The organism is Streptomyces sp. NPDC026515 (assembly GCF_055567595.1).
This window is the reverse complement of the sequence record NZ_JBVHQD010000005.1, coordinates 74,353-95,850: the sequence shown is the minus strand read 5'-3', so window position 1 is coordinate 95,850 and position 21,498 is coordinate 74,353. Positions and strand designations below refer to the sequence as shown.

Annotated in this window: 15 protein-coding genes and 1 pseudogene; 14 read left to right on the top strand and 2 right to left on the bottom strand. The window is 72.4% G+C overall.

Annotated features, from left to right (window positions below; all coding sequences use genetic code 11):
• Positions 1-4: 4 nt before the first annotated feature.
• Positions 5-802, bottom strand: a complete 798-nt coding sequence (locus tag ACZ4O3_RS11245) for an IclR family transcriptional regulator (protein ID WP_362728158.1) — start codon at positions 800-802, stop codon at positions 5-7.
• Between the two features lie 151 nt (positions 803-953).
• Here ACZ4O3_RS11245 and betA point away from each other — a divergent pair, with 151 nt between their 5' ends.
• From betA to ACZ4O3_RS11195, 10 genes are all read left to right on the top strand, one after another.
• Positions 954-2,633, top strand: a complete 1,680-nt coding sequence (gene betA, locus ACZ4O3_RS11240) for a choline dehydrogenase (RefSeq protein WP_362728160.1) — start codon at positions 954-956, stop codon at positions 2,631-2,633.
• Between the two features lie 109 nt (positions 2,634-2,742).
• Positions 2,743-4,212, top strand: coding sequence for an aldehyde dehydrogenase family protein (locus ACZ4O3_RS11235; RefSeq protein ID WP_467721973.1), 1,470 nt, complete (start codon positions 2,743-2,745; stop codon positions 4,210-4,212).
• A gap of 19 nt (positions 4,213-4,231) precedes the next feature.
• The gene (locus tag ACZ4O3_RS11230; protein ID WP_467721972.1) at positions 4,232-5,353 is read left to right on the top strand and encodes a quaternary amine ABC transporter ATP-binding protein; all 1,122 of its coding nucleotides are present in this window, start codon (positions 4,232-4,234) and stop codon (positions 5,351-5,353) included.
• On the top strand, positions 5,353-7,326 hold the full coding sequence (locus tag ACZ4O3_RS11225; protein ID WP_467721971.1) for an ABC transporter permease: 1,974 nt from the start codon (positions 5,353-5,355) through the stop codon (positions 7,324-7,326). Before ACZ4O3_RS11230 ends, ACZ4O3_RS11225 begins: the two co-directional genes overlap by 1 nt.
• A gap of 14 nt (positions 7,327-7,340) precedes the next feature.
• Entirely contained in the window at positions 7,341-8,306 is a 966-nt protein-coding gene (locus ACZ4O3_RS11220; RefSeq protein ID WP_467721970.1) for an ABC transporter substrate-binding protein, read from the top strand.
• Positions 8,307-8,543: 237 nt separating this feature from the next.
• Positions 8,544-10,982 (top strand): GcvT family protein, encoded by a 2,439-nt coding sequence (locus ACZ4O3_RS11215; RefSeq protein WP_467721969.1) that lies wholly within the window; start codon positions 8,544-8,546, stop codon positions 10,980-10,982.
• A gap of 143 nt (positions 10,983-11,125) precedes the next feature.
• A complete protein-coding gene (glyA, locus tag ACZ4O3_RS11210; protein WP_362726361.1) occupies positions 11,126-12,409 on the top strand; it encodes a serine hydroxymethyltransferase in 1,284 nt (427 codons plus the stop codon).
• A complete protein-coding gene (locus ACZ4O3_RS11205) occupies positions 12,406-13,671 on the top strand; it encodes a sarcosine oxidase subunit beta family protein (protein WP_362726359.1) in 1,266 nt (421 codons plus the stop codon). Before glyA ends, ACZ4O3_RS11205 begins: the two co-directional genes overlap by 4 nt.
• Before the next feature lie 11 nt (positions 13,672-13,682).
• Positions 13,683-16,958, top strand: coding sequence for a sarcosine oxidase subunit delta family protein (locus ACZ4O3_RS11200; RefSeq protein ID WP_467721968.1), 3,276 nt, complete (start codon positions 13,683-13,685; stop codon positions 16,956-16,958).
• Positions 16,948-17,553, top strand: coding sequence for a sarcosine oxidase subunit gamma (locus ACZ4O3_RS11195; protein ID WP_467721967.1), 606 nt, complete (start codon positions 16,948-16,950; stop codon positions 17,551-17,553). The genes ACZ4O3_RS11200 and ACZ4O3_RS11195 overlap by 11 nt, the downstream gene beginning before the upstream one ends.
• An 18-nt stretch (positions 17,554-17,571) precedes the next feature.
• On the opposite strand, the gene ACZ4O3_RS11190 is transcribed toward ACZ4O3_RS11195, so the two are convergent.
• Positions 17,572-18,612, bottom strand: coding sequence for an acyl-CoA dehydrogenase family protein (locus ACZ4O3_RS11190; RefSeq protein ID WP_467721966.1), 1,041 nt, complete (start codon positions 18,610-18,612; stop codon positions 17,572-17,574).
• 231 nt (positions 18,613-18,843) lie between these two features.
• Between ACZ4O3_RS11190 and ACZ4O3_RS11185 the strand changes: the two are divergent.
• From ACZ4O3_RS11185 to ACZ4O3_RS11170, 4 genes and pseudogenes are all read left to right on the top strand, one after another.
• Positions 18,844-19,462 (top strand): annotated as a pseudogene (locus ACZ4O3_RS11185) (aldehyde dehydrogenase family protein); the annotation flags it as partial.
• Positions 19,463-19,646: 184 nt separating this feature from the next.
• Entirely contained in the window at positions 19,647-20,030 is a 384-nt protein-coding gene (locus tag ACZ4O3_RS11180; protein ID WP_385002876.1) for a BlaI/MecI/CopY family transcriptional regulator, read from the top strand.
• The gene (locus tag ACZ4O3_RS11175; protein WP_467721965.1) at positions 20,027-20,956 is read left to right on the top strand and encodes a M56 family metallopeptidase; all 930 of its coding nucleotides are present in this window, start codon (positions 20,027-20,029) and stop codon (positions 20,954-20,956) included. Before ACZ4O3_RS11180 ends, ACZ4O3_RS11175 begins: the two co-directional genes overlap by 4 nt.
• A 140-nt stretch (positions 20,957-21,096) precedes the next feature.
• A complete protein-coding gene (locus tag ACZ4O3_RS11170; protein WP_362729357.1) occupies positions 21,097-21,489 on the top strand; it encodes a VOC family protein in 393 nt (130 codons plus the stop codon).
• Positions 21,490-21,498: the final 9 nt, after the last annotated feature.

Sequence of the window (21,498 nt, the reverse complement as noted above, 5' to 3'; positions counted from 1 at the left end):
GCGCTCAGCCCAGGAACCCCATCCGGTGGCTGATCTCGGCGGCGCCCTCGACCAGCGACGGAGCCAGCTCGTGCATCCGCTCCTCGGTGAACCGGTAGGACGGTCCGGAGGCGCTGATCGACGCGATGACCTTGCCCTCCCGGTCCCGGATCGGCGCGGCCATGGCGTGCAGGCCGATCTCCAGCTCCTCCAGCGTCCAGGCGTAGCCGCGCTCCCGGGCCTCGGCGAGGTTCCTCTCCAGCTTCGTCCTGGCGGAGAGGGTGTGCGGGGTGAGCTTCTTCAGGCCGCCGTCGGAGATCAGCGCGGCCCGTTCCCCCGCCGGCAGGTGGGCCAGCATGATCTTGCCGCTGGAGGTGGCGTGCAACGGGGTCAGCTGGCCCACCCAGTTGTGGGCGGTGACCGCGGCCGTGCCGCGCACCTGGTAGAGGTTGATCGCGTAATGCTCCTGCATCACCGCGATGTTGACCGTCTCGCCGATCTCCTCGGCGAGCCGCTCGCACACCTGACGGCCCTGCTGGGTGACGTCGATACGGCCCGTGACGGCGCCCGCCAGACGCACGATGCCGAACCCGAGCGCGTACTTGCCCCGTTCGCCCGCCTGCTCCACCAGACCGCGCGCCTCCAGGGCGCCGAGCAGCCGGAACGCCGTCGACTTGTGTACATCGATCTCGGCCGCCACCTCGCTCACGCCCGCCTCGCCGCGCTGGGCGAGGATCTCCAGGACGCTGATGGCGCGGTCGACGGACTGCACGCCGCCGGAGGATGAGCCGTGCGTTTCGGTGTCCGGACTGTAGTTGCTCATGACGGAACTATACGCGGAGTAAACAACAGCGCCCAAGTAACGCGATGTGAACAAAGATCTTACAAGTTGCGTTGTTCGCAACCTGGTGCGCATAGCGATACCCGTACTAGCATGCCGCGCACATCGACGGGCACGAGCGGGACGAGGCGGTATGGCTCCCTTGCAGGACGTGCAGTACGACTTCGTCATCGTCGGCGGCGGCTCGGCCGGCAGCGCCCTGGCGAACCGGCTCTCGGCCGATCCCGGCAACCGGGTGCTGGTGCTGGAGGCGGGCCGCCCGGACTACCCGTGGGACGTGTTCATCCACATGCCCGCGGCCTTGACGTACCCCATCGGAAACCGCTTCTACGACTGGAAGTACGAGTCCGAGCCGGAGCCCCACATGGGCGGCCGCCGCATCTATCACGCCCGCGGCAAGGTGCTGGGCGGCTCCAGCAGCATCAACGGCATGATCTTCCAGCGCGGCAACCCCATGGACTACGAGCGCTGGGCCGCCGATCCCGGCATGGAGACCTGGGACTACGCCCACTGCCTGCCCTACTTCCGCCGGATGGAGAACTGCCTGGCGGCCGACCCCGACGACGAGTTCCGCGGCCATGACGGACCGCTCGTGCTGGAACGCGGCCCGGCGCGGAGCCCGCTCTTCTCCGCCTTCCTCAAGGCCACCGAGGAGGCGGGCTACCCGCCCACCGACGACGTCAACGGCTACCGCCAGGAGGGCTTCGCCAAGTTCGACCGCACCGTGCACCGCGGCCGCCGGCTGTCCGCGTCCAAGGCGTATCTCAAGCCCGCCAGGAAGCGTCCCAACCTCACCGTCAGGACCCGCGCCTTCGTCACCCGTGTCCTCTTCGAGGGGAAGAAGGCCGTCGGCGTCGAGTTCCAGCGGGGCAGGGGCGCCCTCCGGCAGGTCCGGGCCGGCGAGGTCATCCTGTGCGGCGGCGCGATCAACTCCCCGCAGCTGCTCCAGCTCTCCGGCATCGGCAACGCCGCGGAACTGCGCGCCCTCGGCGTCGACGTCGTCCACGATCTGCCGGGCGTCGGCGAGAACCTCCAGGACCACCTGGAGGTCTACATCCAGTACGCCTGCAAGCAACCCGTCTCCGTACAGCCGTACCTGGCGAAGTGGCGCGCTCCCTTCATCGGCCTGCAGTGGCTGTTCCGGAAGGGACCGGCCACCACCAACCACTTCGAGGCCGGCGGCTTCTGCCGGAGCAACGAGGAGGTGGACTACCCCAACCTGATGTTCCACTTCCTGCCCGTCGCGGTCCGTTACGACGGCTCCGTGCCCGCCGGCGGCCACGGCTACCAGGTCCATGTCGGGCCCATGTACTCCGACGCCCTCGGCTCGGTGAAGATCCGGAGCAGGGACCCCCGCGAACACCCGGCGCTGCGCTTCAACTACCTCTCCACCGAACAGGACCGCCGCGAATGGGTCGAGGCGGTCCGGGTGGCCCGCGAACTGCTCGGCCAGCCCGCCCTCGCCCCCTACAACGACGGGGAGATCTCGCCCGGCCCGGCCGTGGCGACGGACGAGGAGATCCTCGCCTGGGTCGCCAAGGACGGCGAGACCGCCCTGCACCCCTCCTGCACCTGCAAGATGGGCACCGACGCGATGTCCGTCGTGGACCCGCTGACCCTGCGGGTGCACGGGGTGGACGGACTGCGCGTGGTGGACGCCTCGGTGATGCCGTACGTCACCAACGGCAACATCTACGCCCCGGTGATGATGATCGCCGAGAAGGCGGCCGACATCGTCCTCGGCAGAGAACCGCTGCCCGCGTCCGAAGCCGCCTACCACCGGCACCCCGACACCCGGAAACAGGCCGGGTAGCGCACTCTCGCCGGTCCTCTTGACGGCGGTCGGTCCGTTCGTCAGGGTGTTCCCCCAAAAGCAATCCAATGCACAATGCGCAACAATTTCGGGCTCGAAGGGCGCGACCGTGGCAGATCTGTATGTGGATGGTGAATGGCGCGCGGCGGCGGCCGGCGGCCGCCGCGAGATCCGCTGTCCGGCGGACGGCACCCTGGTCGCCACCGTCTCGGAGGCGACCCGCCCCGACACCGAGGCCGCGATCGCCGCGGCCCGGCGCGCCTTCGACGACGGCCCCTGGCCGCGCACCCCCGAGCGGGAGCGGGGCGCGCTGCTGCTGCGCACCGCGGGCGTCATCGAGCGCGACGCCAAGGAATTCGCCCGCGCCGAGTCCCTCGACACCGGCAAACGCCTGGTGGAGAGCGAGTACGACATCGCCGATGTCGTCTCCTGCTTCCGCTACTACGGCGGCATCGCCGGCACCAGCGCCGGACGGGTGGTCGACACCGGCCGCGACGACGCGCTCAGCCGGGTCACCTACGAGCCCGTCGGCGTCTGCGGCCTGATCACCCCCTGGAACTACCCTCTCCTGCAAGCCTCCTGGAAGGTCGCCCCGGCCCTGCTCGCGGGCAACACCGTCGTCCTCAAGCCCAGCGAACTCACCCCCTCCACCTCGGTCCTGCTGATGAAGGCCCTCGCCGAGGCGGGCCTTCCGGCCGGTGCCGCCAACCTGGTGCTGGGCGCCGGCCCCGAGGCGGGCGCACCGCTCGCCGACCACTCGGCCGTCGACCTGGTGTCCTTCACCGGCGGGCTGCCCACCGGCCGGCGCCTCATGGCCGCCGCGGCCGCCACGGTGAAGAAGGTCGCCCTCGAACTCGGCGGCAAGAACCCCAACGTGGTCTTCGCCGACGCCGACTTCGACACCGCCGTCGACTTCGCCCTCACCGCCGTCTTCCTGCACTCCGGGCAGGTCTGCTCGGCCGGCGCCCGGCTGATCGTCGAGGACACGGTCCACGACGCCTTCGTCGACGAGGTCGTGCGCCGCGCCCGGCTCATCCGCCTGGGCGGCCCCTTCGACCCCGAGGCCGACACCGGGGCGCTGATCTCCGCACAGCACCGCGAGAAGGTCGAGGCGTACGTAGCTGCCGGTCTGGCCGAGGGCGCCGTGCTGCGCTGCGGCGGTGCGCGCCCCGACGACCCCGCGCTGGCGAACGGCTTCTACTACCCGCCGACCGTCCTCGACGAGTGCCGGCAGGACATGCGGGTGGTGCACGAGGAGTCCTTCGGGCCCGTGCTCACCGTGGAGCGCTTTCGGGACGAGGACGACGCCGTCCGCATCGCCAACGACACGGAGTACGGCCTCGCCGGAGCCGTCTGGACGCAGGACGCGGGCAGGGCGCAGCGGGTCGCCCGCAGGCTGCGCCACGGCACCGTGTGGATCAACGACTACCACCCCTATGTGCCGCAGGCGGAATGGGGCGGCTTCGGGCACTCGGGCGTCGGCCGCGAACTGGGACCGGCCGGCCTGGACGAGTACCGGGAGGCCAAGCACGTCTGGCAGAACATCCACCCCCGGCCGCAGCACTGGTTCCGCGGCTGACGGCGAAAAGAGGCCGACCATGACCCCAGCCCAGACCGAGGTGCCGCAGCGGCGCGACACGTCCGAGGACCCCGGGGACCGCACCCCGGTCATCTCCGTGCGCCGGCTGTGGAAGGTGTTCGGGCCGAAGGCCGACCAGGTGCCGGAATCCGAGGAGTTGTGCGGACTGACCCGCCGTGAGCTGATGGACCGCACCGGCTGCACCGCCGCCGTCCGCGACGTGAGCTTCGAGGTGTCGCCGGGCGAGGTCTTCGTCGTCATGGGCCTGTCCGGGTCCGGCAAGTCCACCCTGGTGCGCTGCCTGACCCGGCTGATCGAACCCACCGCCGGGGAGGTCGTCTTCGAGGGCGAGGACATCCGGGGCGCCGACCCGCGGCGGCTGCGGGAACTGCGGCGCAGCAAGTTCTCGATGGTCTTCCAGCACTTCGGTCTGCTGCCGCACCGCAGGGTCGTCGAGAACGTGGCGTTCGGCCTGGAGATCCGCGGTATGAGCCGGGCCGAACGGACGGAGAAGGCCATGGAGGTCGTCGAACTGGTGGGCCTCGCCGGGTACGAGAACTCCTACCCCGACCAGCTCTCCGGCGGCATGCAGCAACGTGTGGGCCTGGCACGGGCGTTGGCCGGCGACCCCGACGTCCTCCTCTTCGACGAGCCGTTCTCCGCGCTCGACCCGCTGATCCGCCGTGACATGCAGAGCGAGGTGGTCCGGCTGCACCACGAGGTCGGCAAGACCATGGTGTTCATCACCCACGACCTCAACGAGGCACTGAAACTGGGCGACCGCATCCTCATCATGCGGGACGGCAGGACCGTCCAGTGCGGCACCGGCGACGAACTCGTGGGCGCCCCGGCGGACGACTACGTACGGGACTTCGTGAAGGACGTACCGCGCGGCGACGTCCTCACCCTGCGCTGGATCATGCGGCCCGTCACGCCCGAAGACGCCCTGGACGGCCCGGAGCTGGGTCCGGACGTGGTGGTGCGCGAGGCCACCCGGGCGGTGCTCGCCGCCGAGAAACCGGTCAAGGTCGTCGAGCACGGCAAGCTGGTCGGCATCGTCGGCGACGAGGAGATCCTCGCCGTCGTCGCCGGAGATCCCGGTGCCGGAGGCGTCGTCGCGGGACAGGGGGGCGGCGCCTGATGGCCGCCGTCGCGGACGCGACCGCGCCCGTCGTCACCCCGCGCCGCCACGTGAGCCGTCCCCTGGTGGTGGCGGCGGTCCTGGTCGTCTGGCTGGTGCTCTTCACCGTGCTGCGCGGGCACCAGACGCTGACCCTGGCCGCCGCCGATCTCACCGGGCTGCACCGCCGGCTGAACGACGTCAACGACAGCATCGGCGCCCACCGCAACTCCAACCCGGTCTTCCTCTACTTCTTCAACGAGATCCGGCTGGTCATCGACAACCTGGTGACCTTCGTGCAGTCGCTGATCTCCCAGCCCAGCGGCTCCCGCCCGGTCCCGCAGATCGGCTGGCTCGGCATCGTCGGACTCGCCGCCTACGTCTCCTGGGCCGTGGCCAACTGGCGGGTCGCGCTGCTGGCCGCGGCCGGGTTCACCTTCTTCGGGCTGCAGGGCCTGTGGCAGGAGAGCATGGACACCCTGGGGCTGACCCTGTCGGCGGTCCTGGTGGCCCTGCTCATCGGCATCCCGCTGGGCGTCTGGGCCGGCCTCTCCGACCGGTTCAACCGGATCATGACGCCCGTGCTGGACTTCATGCAGACGATGCCGACCTTCGTCTACCTCGCCCCGCTGACCCTGATCTTCCTCATCGGAGGGGCCTCCGCGGTGATCACCACGGTGATCTACGCGGCACCGCCCGCCATCCGGATCACCGCGCACGCGATCCGTTCGGTGCCCGGCACCAGCGTGGAGGCGGCCCAATCGCTCGGCGCCACACGGGCGCAGCAACTGCTGAAGGTGCTGCTGCCGATTTCCCGGCGCACGGTGGTCATGGGCGTCAACCAGACCATCATGGCCGCTCTGGCCATGGTCACCATCGCCGCCCTGATCGACGCGCCCGGCCTCGGCAAGACGGTCGTCCAGGCCCTGCAGTCCCTCGACGTCGGCACCGCCTTCAACGCCGGACTCGCCATCGTCGTCATGGCGATCGTGCTCGACCGGGTCACCACGGCCGCGGCCGTGCGTACCGAGGTCCGCCGCACCGGCGGTCCGTTCGCCAGGTGGCGCCGTCCGCTGCTGGCGGCCGGCGGCATCGCTGCCGCCGTCCTCGTGTACCTCTCCCACACCTACGTCTGGGCCGCGGAGTTCCCCGGTGACGGCAGTGTGGGCACCCATGTCGCGAGCGCCGCCGACACCACGACCACCTGGCTCCAGGACCACCTCTCCGGCCTGACCAACGGGGTGCGGGACGCGCTCACCAACGGTCTGCTCAACCCGTTCCAGACGCTTCTCACCGACTCCCCGTGGTGGCTCGTCGGTGCCACCCTGGTGGCTCTCGGCACGGTCCTCGGCGGATGGCGCGCCGGGGTGACGGCGGGCGCCTGCGTCGGGCTGCTCGTCGGCACGGGCCTGTGGTCGGACAGCATGACCACCCTCGCCTCGACCACCGTGGCCACCGTGCTGGTCATGCTGCTCGGCGCCGTCGTCGGCGTGTGGATGGGCCGCAGCGCGTGGGCGGACCGGCTGATCCGGCCCACCCTGGACGCCGCCCAGGTCATGCCGCCGTTCGTCTATCTCGTGCCGTTCCTGGCGCTCTTCGGCGCCACCCGCTTCACGGCGATCGTCGCGGCCGTCGTCTACGCGGCACCCGTCGCCGTAAAGATCATCGCGGACGGGGTGCGGAACGTGCCCGAGGCCACCGTGGAGGCGGCCGCCTCGGCGGGATGCAACACCTGGCAGATCATCACCAAGGTCCAGCTGCCGATGGCACGCGGCGCCCTGACCCTCGCCACCAACCAGGGCCTGATCTACGTGCTGTCGATGGTTGTGGTGGGCGGCCTGGTAGGCGCGGGCGCCCTCGGCTACGACGTCGTGGCCGGTTTCTCGCAGGGCGAGCTGTACGGCAAGGGGCTGGCGGCAGGGCTCGCCATCGTACTGCTCGGAGTCATGTTCGACCGGATCACTCAGGCTGCGGCGCGACGCACCCGGGCATAAGGAGCACCGACACCATGGCACGACACTGGCGAATGGGCGCGGCCTCCCTGGCCGTCCTCGGCCTCACCCTCACGGCCTGCGGCGGGGCGAAGGTCGGGGAGGACAGCGCGGCCGGCTCGAAGTCCTCGGGCGGCAAGTGCGGCACCTTCAACCTGGCCGTCAACCCGTGGGTGGGTTACGAGGCGGACGCGGCGGTCGTCGCGTACGTCGCGGAACACGACCTCGGCTGCACGGTGCAGAAGAAGGACCTCAAGGAGGAGATCGCCTGGCAGGGCTTCGGCACCGGAGAGGTCGACGCCGTCCTGGAGAACTGGGGCCACGACGATCTGAAGAAGAAGTTCGTCACCGGGCAGAAGACGGCCGTCGAGGCCGGCTCGACCGGCAACAAGGGCATCATCGGCTGGTACGTCCCGCCGTGGCTCGCCAAGGCGCACCCGGACATCAAGAACTGGCAGAACCTCGACAAGTACGCCGCCCGGTTCAAGACGTCCGAGTCGGGCGGCAAGGGGCAACTCCTCGACGGCGACCCGTCGTACGTCACCAACGACGCCGCTCTGGTGAAGAACCTCAAACTGGACTTCAAGGTGGTGTACGCGGGCAGCGAGACCGCGCTCATCCAGGCGTTCCGGACGGCCGAGAAGAACAAGCAGTGGCTCATCGGCTACTTCTACGAACCGCAGTGGTTCCTCTCCGAGGTGCCGCTGGTCAAGGTGGACCTGCCCACGTACACGTCAGGCTGTGACGCCGACGCGGCGAAGGTGGCCTGCGACTATCCCGTCTACGACCTGGACAAGATCGTCAGCGCGGGTTTCGCCAAGTCGGGCAGCCCGGCGTACGACCTGGTGAAGAAGTTCAACTGGACCAACGACGACCAGAACACGGTGGCCAGGTACATCGCCGTCGACAATATGTCCGACGACGCGGCGGCCAAGAAGTGGGTCGACGCCAACCGCGACAAGGTCGAGGCCTGGCTGAAGTAACGAGGGGCGAAAGGGCCGGTCCAGTACGCCCGGCGGGCGGTGCGCGCACGTGCGCGCACCGCCCGCCGGGCGTTGCCGTTCGGCGCCCGCCTTCGAGCCGTTTCCCGACGTCACCGGGCCTCTTGACACCCCTCCTCGACGACGGGCACATTGAGTTGCGCAGCCTGAACCACGTTGCGTACGAAGCAACTGCGCGTCCAAGGCGACTGCACCGGTCTCAAGTTCGGAGGTTGGGCGATGGCGGGACCCCGAGTGGTCATCATCGGAGCGGGCGTCGTGGGAGCGGCCCTCGCGGACGAGATCTCCGCGCGCGGCTGGACCGAGGTGACCGTGGTCGACCAGGGCCCCCTGCCGGCCACCGGGGGCTCCTCCTCGCACGCCCCCGGCCTGGTCTTCCAGACCAACCCGTCCAAGACCATGACCGAACTGGCCCGCTACACCGTCGAGAAGTTCCGCTCCCTGGACGTCGACGGCCGGCCCTGCTTCCTCCAGGTCGGCGGCCTCGAAGTGGCCACCGGACCCGAGCGCCTCGCCGAACTCCACCGCCGCCACGGCTGGATCACCGCCTGGGGCGTCGAGGCCCGGGTCGTCACCCCCGAGGAGTGCGTCGAACTGCACCCGCTGCTCGATCCGGACCGGGTCCTCGGCGGCCTCCTGGTCCCCACCGACGGCATCGCCAAGGCCGTGCTCGCCGTCGAGGCCCAGATCCGCCGGGCCACCGGCCGCGGCGTCCGCTTCCTCGCCCGCCACGAGGTCCTCGACGTGCGCCACGACAAGGGCGCCGTCACCGCGGTGGTGACCGACCAGGGCGAGATCCCCGCCGACATCGTCGTCTGCTGCGCCGGCATCTGGGGCCCGCGGATCGCCCGCATGGTCGGCATGAACCTGCCCCTCACCCCGCTCGCCCACCAGCTCGCCTGGACCGGCCCGGTGCCCGTCCTCGCCGGCCAGACCGAGGAGGCCGTCCGCCCGATCCTGCGCCACCAGGACGCCGGCCTCTACTACCGCGACCGCTTCGACGGCCTTGGCATCGGCTCCTACGGCCACCGCCCGATGCCCGTCGCGGCGGACGACATCCGCTCCCTCCACGAGGCCGGACAGATGCCCTCCGTCCTGGAGTTCACCGAGGAGGACTTCGAGGGCGCCTGGGCCGAGACCCGGTCACTGCTCCCCGCGACCCGCGAGGCCAAGCTCGAGGAGGGCATCAACGGCCTGTTCTCCTTCACCACCGACGGCTACCCGCTGCTCGGCGAGTCCCCGGACGTCAAGGGCTTCTGGGTGGCCGAGGCGGTCTGGGTCACCCACTCCGCGGGCGTCGGCCGGGCCGTCGCCGAATGGCTGGTGGACGGCCACTGCTCGTCCTTCGACCTGCACGAGTGCGACGTCAACCGCTTCGAGCCGCACCAACTCGCCCCCGAGTACGTCCTGGCCCGCGACTGCCGGAACTTCGTCGAGGTCTACGACATCCTGCACCCCCTCCAGCCGGGCGGGGACCCGCGCCCGATCCGCACCAGCCCCTTCTACGCCCGCCAGCGGGAGCACGGCGCGTTCTTCCTGGAGGCGAACGGCTGGGAACGCCCCCAGTGGTACGAGGCCAACGCCCCTCTGACCGAAGGCCGTTCGATCCCCACCCCGAACGACTGGGCCGCCCGCTACTGGTCGCCGATCGTCGGCGCCGAGGCCCAGGTCACCCGCGAGACCGTCGCGCTGTACGACATGACCGCCCTCAAGCGGCTGGAGGTCACCGGCCCGGGCGCCGCCGGATTCCTGGAGGGCCTCGTCACCGGCAAGGTCGCCAAGTCCGTGGGCTCGGTGACGTACACCCTGCTCCTCGGCCACGACGGTGGCATCCGCAGCGACATCACCGTCGCCCGTCTCGCCCACGACCTCTTCCAGGTCGGCGCCAACGGCAACCTGGACCTCGACTGGTTCACCCGCCACCTGCCCGCCGACGGCAGGGTCCAGGTCCGCGACATCACCCCCGGCACCTGCTGCGTGGGCCTGTGGGGCCCGCTCGCCCGGGAGGTCCTCCAGCCCCTCACCGACGAGGACTTCTCCGACGAGGGCCTCAGGTACTTCCGCGCCAAACGTGCCTTCGTCGGCTCGGTACCGGTCACCGCGATGCGGCTGTCCTACGTCGGTGAACTCGGGTGGGAGCTGTACACGACCGCCGACCAGGGCGCGAAGCTCTGGGACACCCTGTGGCGGGCGGCCGAGCCGCTCGGCGGGATCATCGCCGGCCGGGGCGCCTTCAACAGCCTGCGCCTGGAGAAGGGTTACCGCTCCTTCGGCACCGACATGACCTACGAGCACGACCCCTACGAGGCCGGAGTCGGATTCGCCGTCAGGCCCGGCAAGGGCGAGTTCGTCGGAAGGGCCGCGCTGGAGCGGCGCCGGGCGCAGGTGCGGCGCCGGCTGAGCTGCCTCACCGTCGACGACCCCCGGGCCGTCGTCATGGGCAAGGAGCCGGTGTACGACGGTGAGCGCGCGGTCGGTTACGTGACCAGCGCGGCGTACGGCTACACCGTCGGCAAGGGGATCGCCTACGCGTGGCTGCCGGCTGAGCTGGCGGTGCCGGGAACCGGGGTTCAGATCGGTTACTTCGACGAGCGCGTGGAGGCGGTGGTGGCCGAGGAGCCGTTGTTCGACCCGGGGATGAGTCGTCTCCGTGGGTGACGGATCCGGGTGGCGTCGGCGTTCGGCCGCAGGCTCGTCGTGAAGGGCCGCGCAGTTCCTCCCCCCGGCCTTCGGCCGGGGCCCCCAGCGCCCCTTTGGGGCGCACCCTCGCCAAGGTCGTTCGAAAGGATCGCGAAACTCAGATGAACGCGCTGAACACCCCCTTGGCCGAGCTCGACCCCGAGGTCCACGCCGCGCTCCGTGCCGAGCTGCACCGGCAGCAGTCCACCCTGGAGATGATCGCCTCCGAGAACTTCGCGCCCGTCGCGGTGATGGAGGCGCAGGGCTCGGTGGCGACGAACAAGTACGCCGAGGGCTATCCAGGCCGGCGCTACTACGGTGGCTGCGAACACGTCGACGTCACCGAGCGGTTGGCGATCGAGCGGGTCAAGTCGCTCTTCGGGGCGGGCTTCGCCAACGTTCAGCCGCACTCCGGTGCCCAGGCCAACACCGCCGTCCTCTTCGCCCTGCTGCGGCCCGGCGACACGGTCCTCGGTCTCGACCTCGCGCACGGCGGCCACCTGACCCACGGCATGCGCCTCAACTACAGCGGCAGGATGTTCGACGTGGTGCCGTACCACGTCTCCGAGACGGACCACCTCGTGGACCTGGACGAGGTGGCGCGGCTCGCCAAGGAACACCGCCCCAAGATGATCATCGCGGGCTGGTCGGCGTACCCGCGGCAGCTCGACTTCGCGGCCTTCCGCCGCATCGCCGACGAGGTCGGTGCCCTCCTCATGGTCGACATGGCGCACTTCGCCGGCCTGGTCGCCGCCGGACTGCACCCGAGCCCCGTCCCGCACGCCCACGTGGTGACCACCACCACGCACAAGACCCTCGGCGGACCGCGCGGCGGAGTCATCCTCACCCACGACGCCGACCTCGCCAAGAAGATCAACTCGGCCGTGTTCCCGGGGATGCAGGGCGGCCCGCTCGAACACGTCATCGCCGCGAAGGCAGTCTCCTTCAAGGTCGCGGCCACACCCGAGTTCGCCGAACGCCAGGCCCGCACGCTGGCCGGCGCCCGCATCCTCGCCGAGCGCCTGACACAGCCGGACGCCGCGGCGGCCGGAGTGCGGGTGCTGACCGGCGGCACCGACGTCCACCTCGTCCTCGTCGACCTCCGCGACTCACCGCTGGACGGCCGGCAGGCCGAGAACCTCCTCCACGGGATCGGCATCACGGTCAACCGCAACGCCGTCCCCTTCGACCCGCGTCCGCCCATGGTCACCTCCGGCCTGCGCATCGGCACCCCCGCGCTCGCCACCCGGGGCTTCACCGAGGCCGACTTCGCCGAGGTGTCCGACGTGATCGCCCTGGCCCTCCAGTCCGGCCCGGACCTTGCCGCCCTGCGCGCCCGCGCCGGGGCACTGGCCGCCGGGCATCCGCTCTACCCGCACCTGCCGCACGACGGAGACGTCCGATGAGCCCCCGCACCCGCCCCCTGCGCCCTGCGGGCGTGGGGGGACCCCCAGGCGCCGACCTCCCCGACCACCCGGACTTCCTGTGGCGCACCCCCGAGCCGAAGCGCTCGTACGACGTGATCGTGGTCGGCGGCGGCGGACACGGCCTCGCCACCGCCCACTACCTGGCGCGCAACCACGGCATCACCGACGTGGCGGTCCTGGAGAAGGGCTGGCTGGCGGGCGGCAACATGGCCCGCAACACCACCATCATCCGCTCCAACTACCTCTGGGACGAGAGCGCCGGCATCTACGAGCACGCGCTGAAACTCTGGGAGGGCCTGGAGGAGGAACTCGACTACCCGATCCTCTTCTCCCAGCGCGGCGTGCTGAACCTGGCGCACAGCCTCCAGGACGTCCGCGACGGCGTCCGCCGGGTCGAGGCCAACCGCCTCAACGGAGTGGACGCCGAGTGGCTCGACGCGGCCGGCGTCAAAGAGGTCTGCCCGATCGTCAACACCTCGCCCGAGGTGCGCCACCCGGTCCTCGGCGGCACCTACCAGCCGCGCGCCGGCATCGCCAAGCACGACTACGTGGCCTGGGGCTTCGCCCGCTCCGCGGACGCGGCCGGCATCGACATCATCCAGAACTGCGAGGTCACCGGCGTGGACGTGGTGGCCGGCCGGGTGGTCGGCGTCCAGACCAGCCTCGGCCCGATCGCGGCCGGCAAGGTGGCCCTGTGCTCGGCCGGCCACACCTCCGTCCTCGCCGCCATGGCGGGCATCGAACTCCCGCTCCAGAGCCACCCGTTGCAGGCACTCGTATCGGAGCTGCTGGAGCCGGTGCACCCCACCGTCGTCATGTCCAACGCGGTCCACGTGTACGTCAGCCAGGCCCACAAGGGCGAGCTGGTGATGGGCGCGGGCATCGACGCGTACAACTCCTACACCCAGCGCGGCGCGTTCCACATCATCGAGGAGCAGATGGCCGCCGCCCTCGAACTCTTCCCGGTCTTCGCCCGCGCCCACGTCCTGCGCACCTGGGGCGGCATCGTCGACGTCAGCCCCGACGCCTCACCCATAGTCGGCCTCACCCCGGTGGCCAACCTCTACCTCAACTGCGGCTGGGGAACCGGCGGTTTCAAGGCCACCCCCGGGGTCGGCTGGGTCTACGCCCACACCATCGCGCACGACACCCCGCACACCCACAACGCCCCCTTCTCGCTCGACCGTTTCACCACCGGCGCGCTCGTCGACGAGCACGGCGCGGCCGCGGTGGCCCACTAGGGAGCCCCACCATGCTGCTCATCCCCTGCCCGTGGTGCGGGCCCCGCGACGAGGCCGAGTTCCACTACGGCGGCCAGGCCCACGTGCCCTACCCCGAGACCCCCGCGTCCCTCACCGACGAGGAGTGGGCCCGGTACCTCTTCTTCCGTGCCAATCCGAAGGGCCCCTTCGCCGAACGCTGGGCCCACACGGCAGGCTGCCGGCGATGGTTCAACGCCGTACGCGACACGTCGACGAACGAGATCCTGACGGTGTACCGCCCGGGGGAACCGCGCCCGGCAACCGTCCGGCCCCGTCCGCCGATTGCGGCCCGCCCGTCGAATCCGGCCGGTCCGGCGTTCGAGGACAAGGCCCCCCAGGGCGAAGGGGGATCCGGCAGCGCGGGCGCCGGCGGGGCCGTGGCGGCGGCGCCCCTTCAGGACCGGACGGGCAGGGGCGGCGGGGGCACCGCGTCCGTCCGCGGCCGGAGCGCGGGGCCCTACCGCACCCCCACCGGCGGCCGGATCGACCGCACCGCCCCCCTCACCTTCACCTTCGACGGCACCGAACACCAGGGCTACCGAGGCGACACCCTCGCCTCCGCCCTCCTCGCCAACGGTGTCGTCCGGGCCGCCACGAGCATCAGACTCGGCCGCCCCCGCGGCATCTTCACCGCGGGCCCGGAGGAACCCAACGCGGTCGTCCAGATCGAGGCACCCTTCCCCGAACCCATGCTCCCCGCCACCACCGTCGAGCTGTACGACGGCCTGGTGGCCACCGGCCTCCCCGGCCGGGGACGGCTCGCCACCGAACCCGACCCGGCCCGCTACGACGCCGTACACGCCCACTGCGACCTGCTGGTCGTCGGCGCCGGGCCGACCGGCCTCGCGGCGGCGGCGGCCGCGGCCACCGGCGGCGCCCGCGTCATCCTCGCCGACGACCAGCCGGAGCCCGGCGGCAGCCTCCTGGGCACCGGCGAGCACCCCGACTGGGTGGCCGCGACCCGCGGCCGCCTCGAAGCCGCCCCCGAGGTCCGTGTCCTGCTCCGCACCACCGTCTTCGGCCACTACGACGACAACCACCTCCTCGCCGTCGAGCGCCGCACCGCCCACCTCGGCGCCGCCGCCCCCGCGCACGTCTCCCGCGAACGCGTCTGGCGGATCCGCGCCCGGCACGTCGTCCTCGCCACCGGCGCCCACGAGCGGTCCCTCGCGTTCGGCGACAACGACCGCCCGGGAGTGATGCTGGCCGCCTCCGCCCGCGCCTACCTCCACCGGTACGCCGTGGTGCCCGGCCGCCGCGCGGTGGTGTTCACCACCAACGACAGCGCCTACGGCGCCGCACTCGACCTGGCGGCGGCCGGCGCCGAGATCGCGGCGATCGCCGACACCCGGCCGGAGCCGGGGGAGTGGGCCGAACGCGCCAGGACCGCCGGGATCGAGGTGCTGGCCGCAGGCGCGGTCACCGGCACGACGGGTGATACGCGGCTCACCTCCGTGACCGTCGCCCCGCTCCACGGCCCCGGCGGGAAAAGGGAGTTCGCCGCCGATCTGCTCCTCGTATCCGGCGGCTGGAACCCGGTCGCGCACCTGTTCAGCCAGGCGGGCGGCAGGCTCCGCCACGACGAGACGCTCGGCACGTTCGTCCCCGACGGCTGCCGTCAGGCGGTGGTGGCCGCGGGCGCCGCGAACGGGGCGTTCGACCTCGCCACGGCCCTCGCCCAGGGCGCGGCGGCCGGCGCCCGCGCGGCCGAGGCCGAGGGCTACGCCGCCCGGACCCCCGCCCTCCCCACCGTCACCGCCCAGCCTTACACCCCGCCCATGCAGGTGTTCACGATCCCGACCGCCACCGGCGCCCCCCGCTTCGTCGACCTCCAGCGCGACGTCACCGTCGCCGACCTGGCCCGGGCGACCGGCGCGGGCCTGCGCTCGGTGGAGCACACCAAGCGCTACACCACCGCCGGCACCGCGGGCGACCAGGGCAAGACCGGCGGGGTGCTGGCGAGCGGGGTCGTCGCCGAACTCCTCGGCGTGGACGTCTCGGCGCTCGGCCTGCCGACCTTCAGACCGCCCTACACCCCCGTCGCCTTCGCCGCCCTCGCCGGCCGTCACCGGGGCGCGCTGCACGACCCCGTCCGAACCACCGCCCTGCACGGCCTCCACGTCGCGCACGGCGCGCTGTTCGAGAACGTCGGTCAGTGGAAGCGGCCCTGGTACTACCCGCGGGACGGCGAGGACAGGGAGACGGCCGTGCTGCGCGAGTGCCGTGCCGCCCGCGAGGGCGTGGCCCTCATGGACGCCTCCACGCTCGGCAAGATCGACGTGCAGGGTCCGGACGCCGCGCTCTTCCTGGACCGGCTCTACACCAACATGATCAGTACCCTGAAGGTCGGCAGCATCCGCTACGGCGTGATGTGCCGCCTGGACGGAATGGTCTTCGACGACGGCACGGTCATCCGGCTGGCCCCGGACCGGTTCCTGGTCACCACCACGACCGGCAACGCGGCGGCCGTCCTGGACTGGATGGAGGAGTGGCTGCAGACCGAGTGGACCGGCCTGCGGGTGCACTGCACCTCGGTCACCGAACACTGGGCCACGGTCGCCCTGGTCGGCCCGAGGTCCCGCGAGGTCCTCGGCTCCCTCGCACCCCGGCTCGCCGTGTCCAACGACGACTTCCCCTTCATGACATGGCGGCAGACCGCGGTCGCCGGCCTCGACGCCCGGGTGTGCCGGATCAGCTTCTCCGGCGAACTCGCCTACGAGATCAACGTGTCGCCGTGGCGGGCCGGCGCGCTGTGGGAGGCGCTGTGCACGGCGGGGGAGCCGTACGGCATCACCCCCTACGGCACCGAGACCATGCACGTCCTGCGTGCCGAGAAGGGCTACCCGATCGTCGGCCAGGACACCGACGGCACGGTCACCCCGCAGGACCTCGGCATGGGCTGGGCGGTGTCCAGGAAGAAGACCGACTTCATCGGCAAGCGCTCCCACACCCGCCCCGACACCGCCCGCCCCGGCCGCAAGCAGCTGGTCGCCCTGCTCACGGACGATCCCGGCGCCCTCCTCCCGGAAGGCACCCAGCTGGTCGCCGGGCGCGAACTGCCCGCCCCGCCCGTCCCGATGCTCGGCCATGTCACCTCCAGCTACCGCAGCGCGGCGCTCGGCCGGACCTTCGCGCTGGCCCTGGTCAAGGGTGGCCGGGACCGCATCGGCGACCGTCTCTACGCACCCGTCGGCGCCCGGCTGCTGCCGGTGACCGTCGCCGGTCCCGTCCTCTACGACCCCGAGGGAGCCCGCCGTGACGGCTGACACCGCCCCGGCCGCAGCGCCGCGCAGCCCGCTGGCCGATGCCGCGCACCGGCTGGCCGGCGTCACCCGCGCCTCCCGGGGCGCGGTCCGGCTGGCCGAACTCCCCTTCCTGGCGCAGGTGAACGTCCGCCTGGACGCCAAGGGCCCGGCGGCGGACGCGGTCGGAGCGGCCCTGGGACTCACCCTGCCCCCGCAACCCGACACCGCGGTGCACGCGGGGGAGGTGAGCGCGGTGCGGCTGGGTCCGGACGAGTGGCTGGTGGTCGGCAGGCCCGGCACCGAGCGGGACCTGGAGCGCAGGATCCGGTCGGCGGCCGGGGACGAGCCGGTCGCCGTCACCGATGTCTCCGCCCAGCGCACCACCCTGCTGGTCGGCGGCCCCCGCGCCCGTGATCTGCTGTCCCACGGCTGTGCGCTGGACCTGCACCCGCGCGCCTTCGGCCCCGGCCGATGCGCCCAGACCACCCTCGCCCGCACCCAGGTCGTGCTGGTCGCCCGGGACGGGAGCCGGGGCGGCTTCTGGGTTCTGGTGCGCTCCTCCTTCGCCGGCTACCTGGTGGACTGGCTGCTGGACGCGGCCGTCGAACACGCCTGAGCGGCGCCCGCCGTCGTCTCAGCGGGATTCCTGCGCGAGCCGCTCCAGGTGGGCCGTGCGTGATTCCGCGGTCTGGCCCTGGACCAGGAGGAACAGGGCCTCCCGGGCCAGCCGCTGAGCGCGGGCGGTGACGGACATCGCCCGGCCGCCGCCGGTCACCAAGGCCGCCGTGGTGACCGTACGCATCAGCGTGAACGCCTCGGCCCGCAGCGCCAGCCGCTGCGCCCCGTACTCCTGCGGCACCGGATGGTCCGCGAGCGCGTAGGCCCGGCGGCGGACCTCGCAGGCACGGGCCCGCAGCGGTGCGGCGTACTCGTCGCCTACCAGGGCCAGGGCCGCCGCCGTGACCCCGAAGACCGCCGGGTTGGCGTCGCGGGTCCTCAGACGGTCCGTCGCCGCCCAGTCCCGGTACGGCATGCGGAGCGCGACGGCGTCCTCGGGTACCCGCAGGCCGTCCAGGTCCAGGGAGACGGTCCGGGACGCGGTGAGCGCGGCCAGCCGCATCGGCTCCGACGGGCGCAGCCCCGGCTGCACCCGTGCCTCGACGAAGGCGAACAGGGCCTCGTCGTCCTCGGTGACCCCGGCCAGCAGCAGCACGTCGTTCAGGCCCCAGCCGGTGTACCAGGGGACGGTGCCGTGGAAACGCCAGGCGCCGCCCTCGCGCCGGGCCCGCACCGGGACCCGCGGGTACGACCGCAGATGCGCGTACGCCACCCCGGACAGCAGCTCGCCCCGCGCCAGCGGACCCAGCAGCCGCTCCCGGACGGGCAGTTCGGCCTGGGCCAGGGTCAGCACCGGAGTGTGGTGCTGGGTCTGCACGAACCAGGTCGAGCAGCACGCCCCGGCCAGGATCTCGGCCGTCTCCCGCGCCACGGCCGCGGGCGCCGCCGACCCGCCGTACGCCACCGGGGCGTTCAGGCCGAGCAGGCCCGAGCCTCTGACCGCCTCGATGTGGCTCACCGGCACTCCCTCCTGGTCGACGCGCTCCGCGGCGGGGGAGAGGAGGCTGTCGGCGAGTTCCCGGGCGCGGATGACGAGGGGATGCGCGGAGATGGTCATGGACGGGATTCTTCCGGCTGTCCGGGGCGGGGTGCCGATCCGGGGACCCGCCGTTCGTGTGGAAGGCGGCCGGCTGAGCGGCCTGCCGGCGGGAGTGCGGGCGGGGGCGCGGCCGAGAGGGGTTCCGTGGTGGCGGAATCCGCTTCGGCCCCTGAAAGGTTGCACCATGCATCCGGCTGATCGGCATCCTGCCGGGCCGCCAGGCCCGTACGCACCACCAGCACGGCATCCGTGAACCAGTCCGCCTCCGAGCAGCCCGCCGACGTCGTGGCGCGGCCGCGCGCCGCCTTCCGCACCGGCCGCACCAAGCCCGTCGAATGGCGCACCGGCCAGCTGCGCCGACTGCTCGCCCTGCTCACGCAGGGCGGCGACGAGCTGGCCGCCGCTCTCCATGCGGACCTGGGCAAGAGCGCCGCCGAGGCGCACCGCACGGAGATCGACTTCACCGTCCGGGAGATCGACCACAGCCTGGGCCACCTGGCGGAGTGGCCGCGTCCCGAACCCGCCCCCGTCCCGGCGCACCTGGGCGGCGACGCGAGCGCCTGGGCGCAGTACGACCCTCCCCCGGACTCCGTCCGGGCCCCCAGGCGTCGTCCTCGTCACCGCCCCGTGGAACTGCCCGGCCCAGTTGCTGCTCGCCCCAGGGTCCGGAGCCCTCGCCGCGGGCGACGCGGTCGTCGCCAGGCCCAGCGAGCCGGCCCCGGCGGCCTCGGCCGCGCCGGCCGCCTGCTGCCGGCCTGTCTCGAAGGCCGTCGCCGTCGTCGAGGGCGGTGTCCCCGAGACCACGGCCCTGCTCGCCGAACGCTTCGACCACATCTTCTGCACCGGTAACGGCGTCGTCGGCCGGATCCCCCGCGCACCTCGCGCGCGGGCCCCAGGCCTGCGGTACCGCACGCCCCGGCGACGGGCCTCCGCCGCCGCCCGCGGCGTCTTCCGGGGACGGGCTCACGGGCGGCGCGTGCCGTCCGTCCGCCTACACTGCCGTAGACGGTCTGCGAGACCTGGTACGAGGAAGAAGGGGTGACGGACCTTCCATGGCCGACGCGAAGGACGAACGCCGGCCCGCCGGTGAGCTGGAGGCGAGCGTCATGGCGGCCCTCTGGGCCGCCGGCGAGCCCCAGACCCCCGGACAGGTCCAGCACAGCCTCGGCACGGACCTGGCCCGCACCACCGTCACGACGATCCTCACCCGGCTGCACGACAAGGGCGTGGTCGGCCGGCACCGTCAGGGCCGGGGTTTCGCCTACTTCCCCGTGCAGGACGCGCAGGGCCTGACCGCCAAGCGGATGCACAGCGAACTGGACCGCGATGCCGACCGGGAGGCCGTGCTCGCCCGGTTCGTCGCCCAGCTCAGCCCCGACGACGAGCGTCTCCTGCGGAGTCTGCTCGACGCCGGCGAACGGCCCGGGGCGTCATGACCGTACTGCTGATCCTGCCGCTGCTGGTGCCGTTCACGCTGCCCGCGCTCGCCCGGCGGGCTCTGGACCGGCTGGCGCCCGCCGCCGCCCTCTGGGTCATCACCGCCGCAGCCGTCGCCCTGGCGGGCTGCGCCCTGACCGCGCTCGGCGCGTTCCTGCTGGCCGGGCTGCTCAGGCTGCCGTTCTTCGCATCGCTCGGCGAGCTGATCCGGCCGCTGCACACGCTCTCCGACCGCTACGCCCTGCCGCTCTCGGCCCTCGCGGCCGGCGCACTCGCGGTCTGGGCCGGGACCGGCACCCGGTGGGCGCTCCGGCAGGCCCGCGCCTTCCGCGCCGCTCGTACGGAGGCCGGGCGGCGACCGGCCGCGGGTGATCTGTGCGTGGTGGAGTCGCCGGTTCCGGACGCGTACGCGCTGCCCGGACGGCCGCACCGGATCGTCGTCACCACGGGGATGCTGCGCAGCCTGGACGGACCCGAACGGGAGGCGCTGTTCGCGCACGAACGGGCGCACAACCGCGGCGGCCACCACTACTTCCTGGCCGCCGCGGAGCTCGCGGCGCACTGCCATCCCGCGCTGCGGCGGGTCCGGGCCGAGGTGCGACTGGCCGTGGAGCGGGTCGCCGACGAGGCCGCGGCGCGCACGGTGGGGGACCGGCGGCTGACCGCCCGTGCGATCGCGCGGGCCGCGCTGGCGGGACAGTACAGAGGGATGGTGCGGCCGGCGTTCGTGTCGGGGGCGGCGTCGGGGCCGGTGCCGCGACGAGTGGCGGCGCTGCTGGCCGCGCCGCGGGGCCGGCGCCGGGCCGGTTCCGGATTCGCGGCGCTGCTCGTGGCGTGCGCCGTGCTGTCGTGCGCCGCTTCCGCGACCGGGATGGCCGACCTCCACCATCGGGTGGAGGTCGCGCAGGGGGAAGCACGGCGGTAGGGCGTTCACACACCGCCGACCGGCGCGGTCCGGGGACCCCGCTCCCCGCGTCCCAGCCGGGGCCTGCGGAGACAGACGACTGGCGTCCGGCAAGTTTTACGTATAACCTCTTCCGCTAACCGCTCCACCGAAAGGCCCCCATGCGACGCGTCGCCCTGGTCACCCTTGTCGTCGGCGACTACGACGAGGCGATCCGCTTCTACACCGAGGCCCTCGGGTTCCGGCTGGTCGAGGACGCGCCACGGCCGGACGGGTCCCGCTGGGTCGTCGTGGCGCCCGGGACGGAGGGGGACGGCACCGGACTGCTGCTCGCCCGCGCCAAGGACGACGAGCAGCGTGCCCGCGTCGGCGACCAGACCGGCGGGCGAGTCGGGTTCTTCCTGCACACCGACGACTTCGCCCGCGACCACGCCCGGATGACCGCCGCCGGCGTGACCTTCCTGGAGGAGCCGCGGCACGAGCCGTACGGCAGTGTCGCCGTCTTCCAGGACCTGTACGGCAACCGCTGGGACCTGCTCCAGCCCGCTCTCTGACCGATCCAC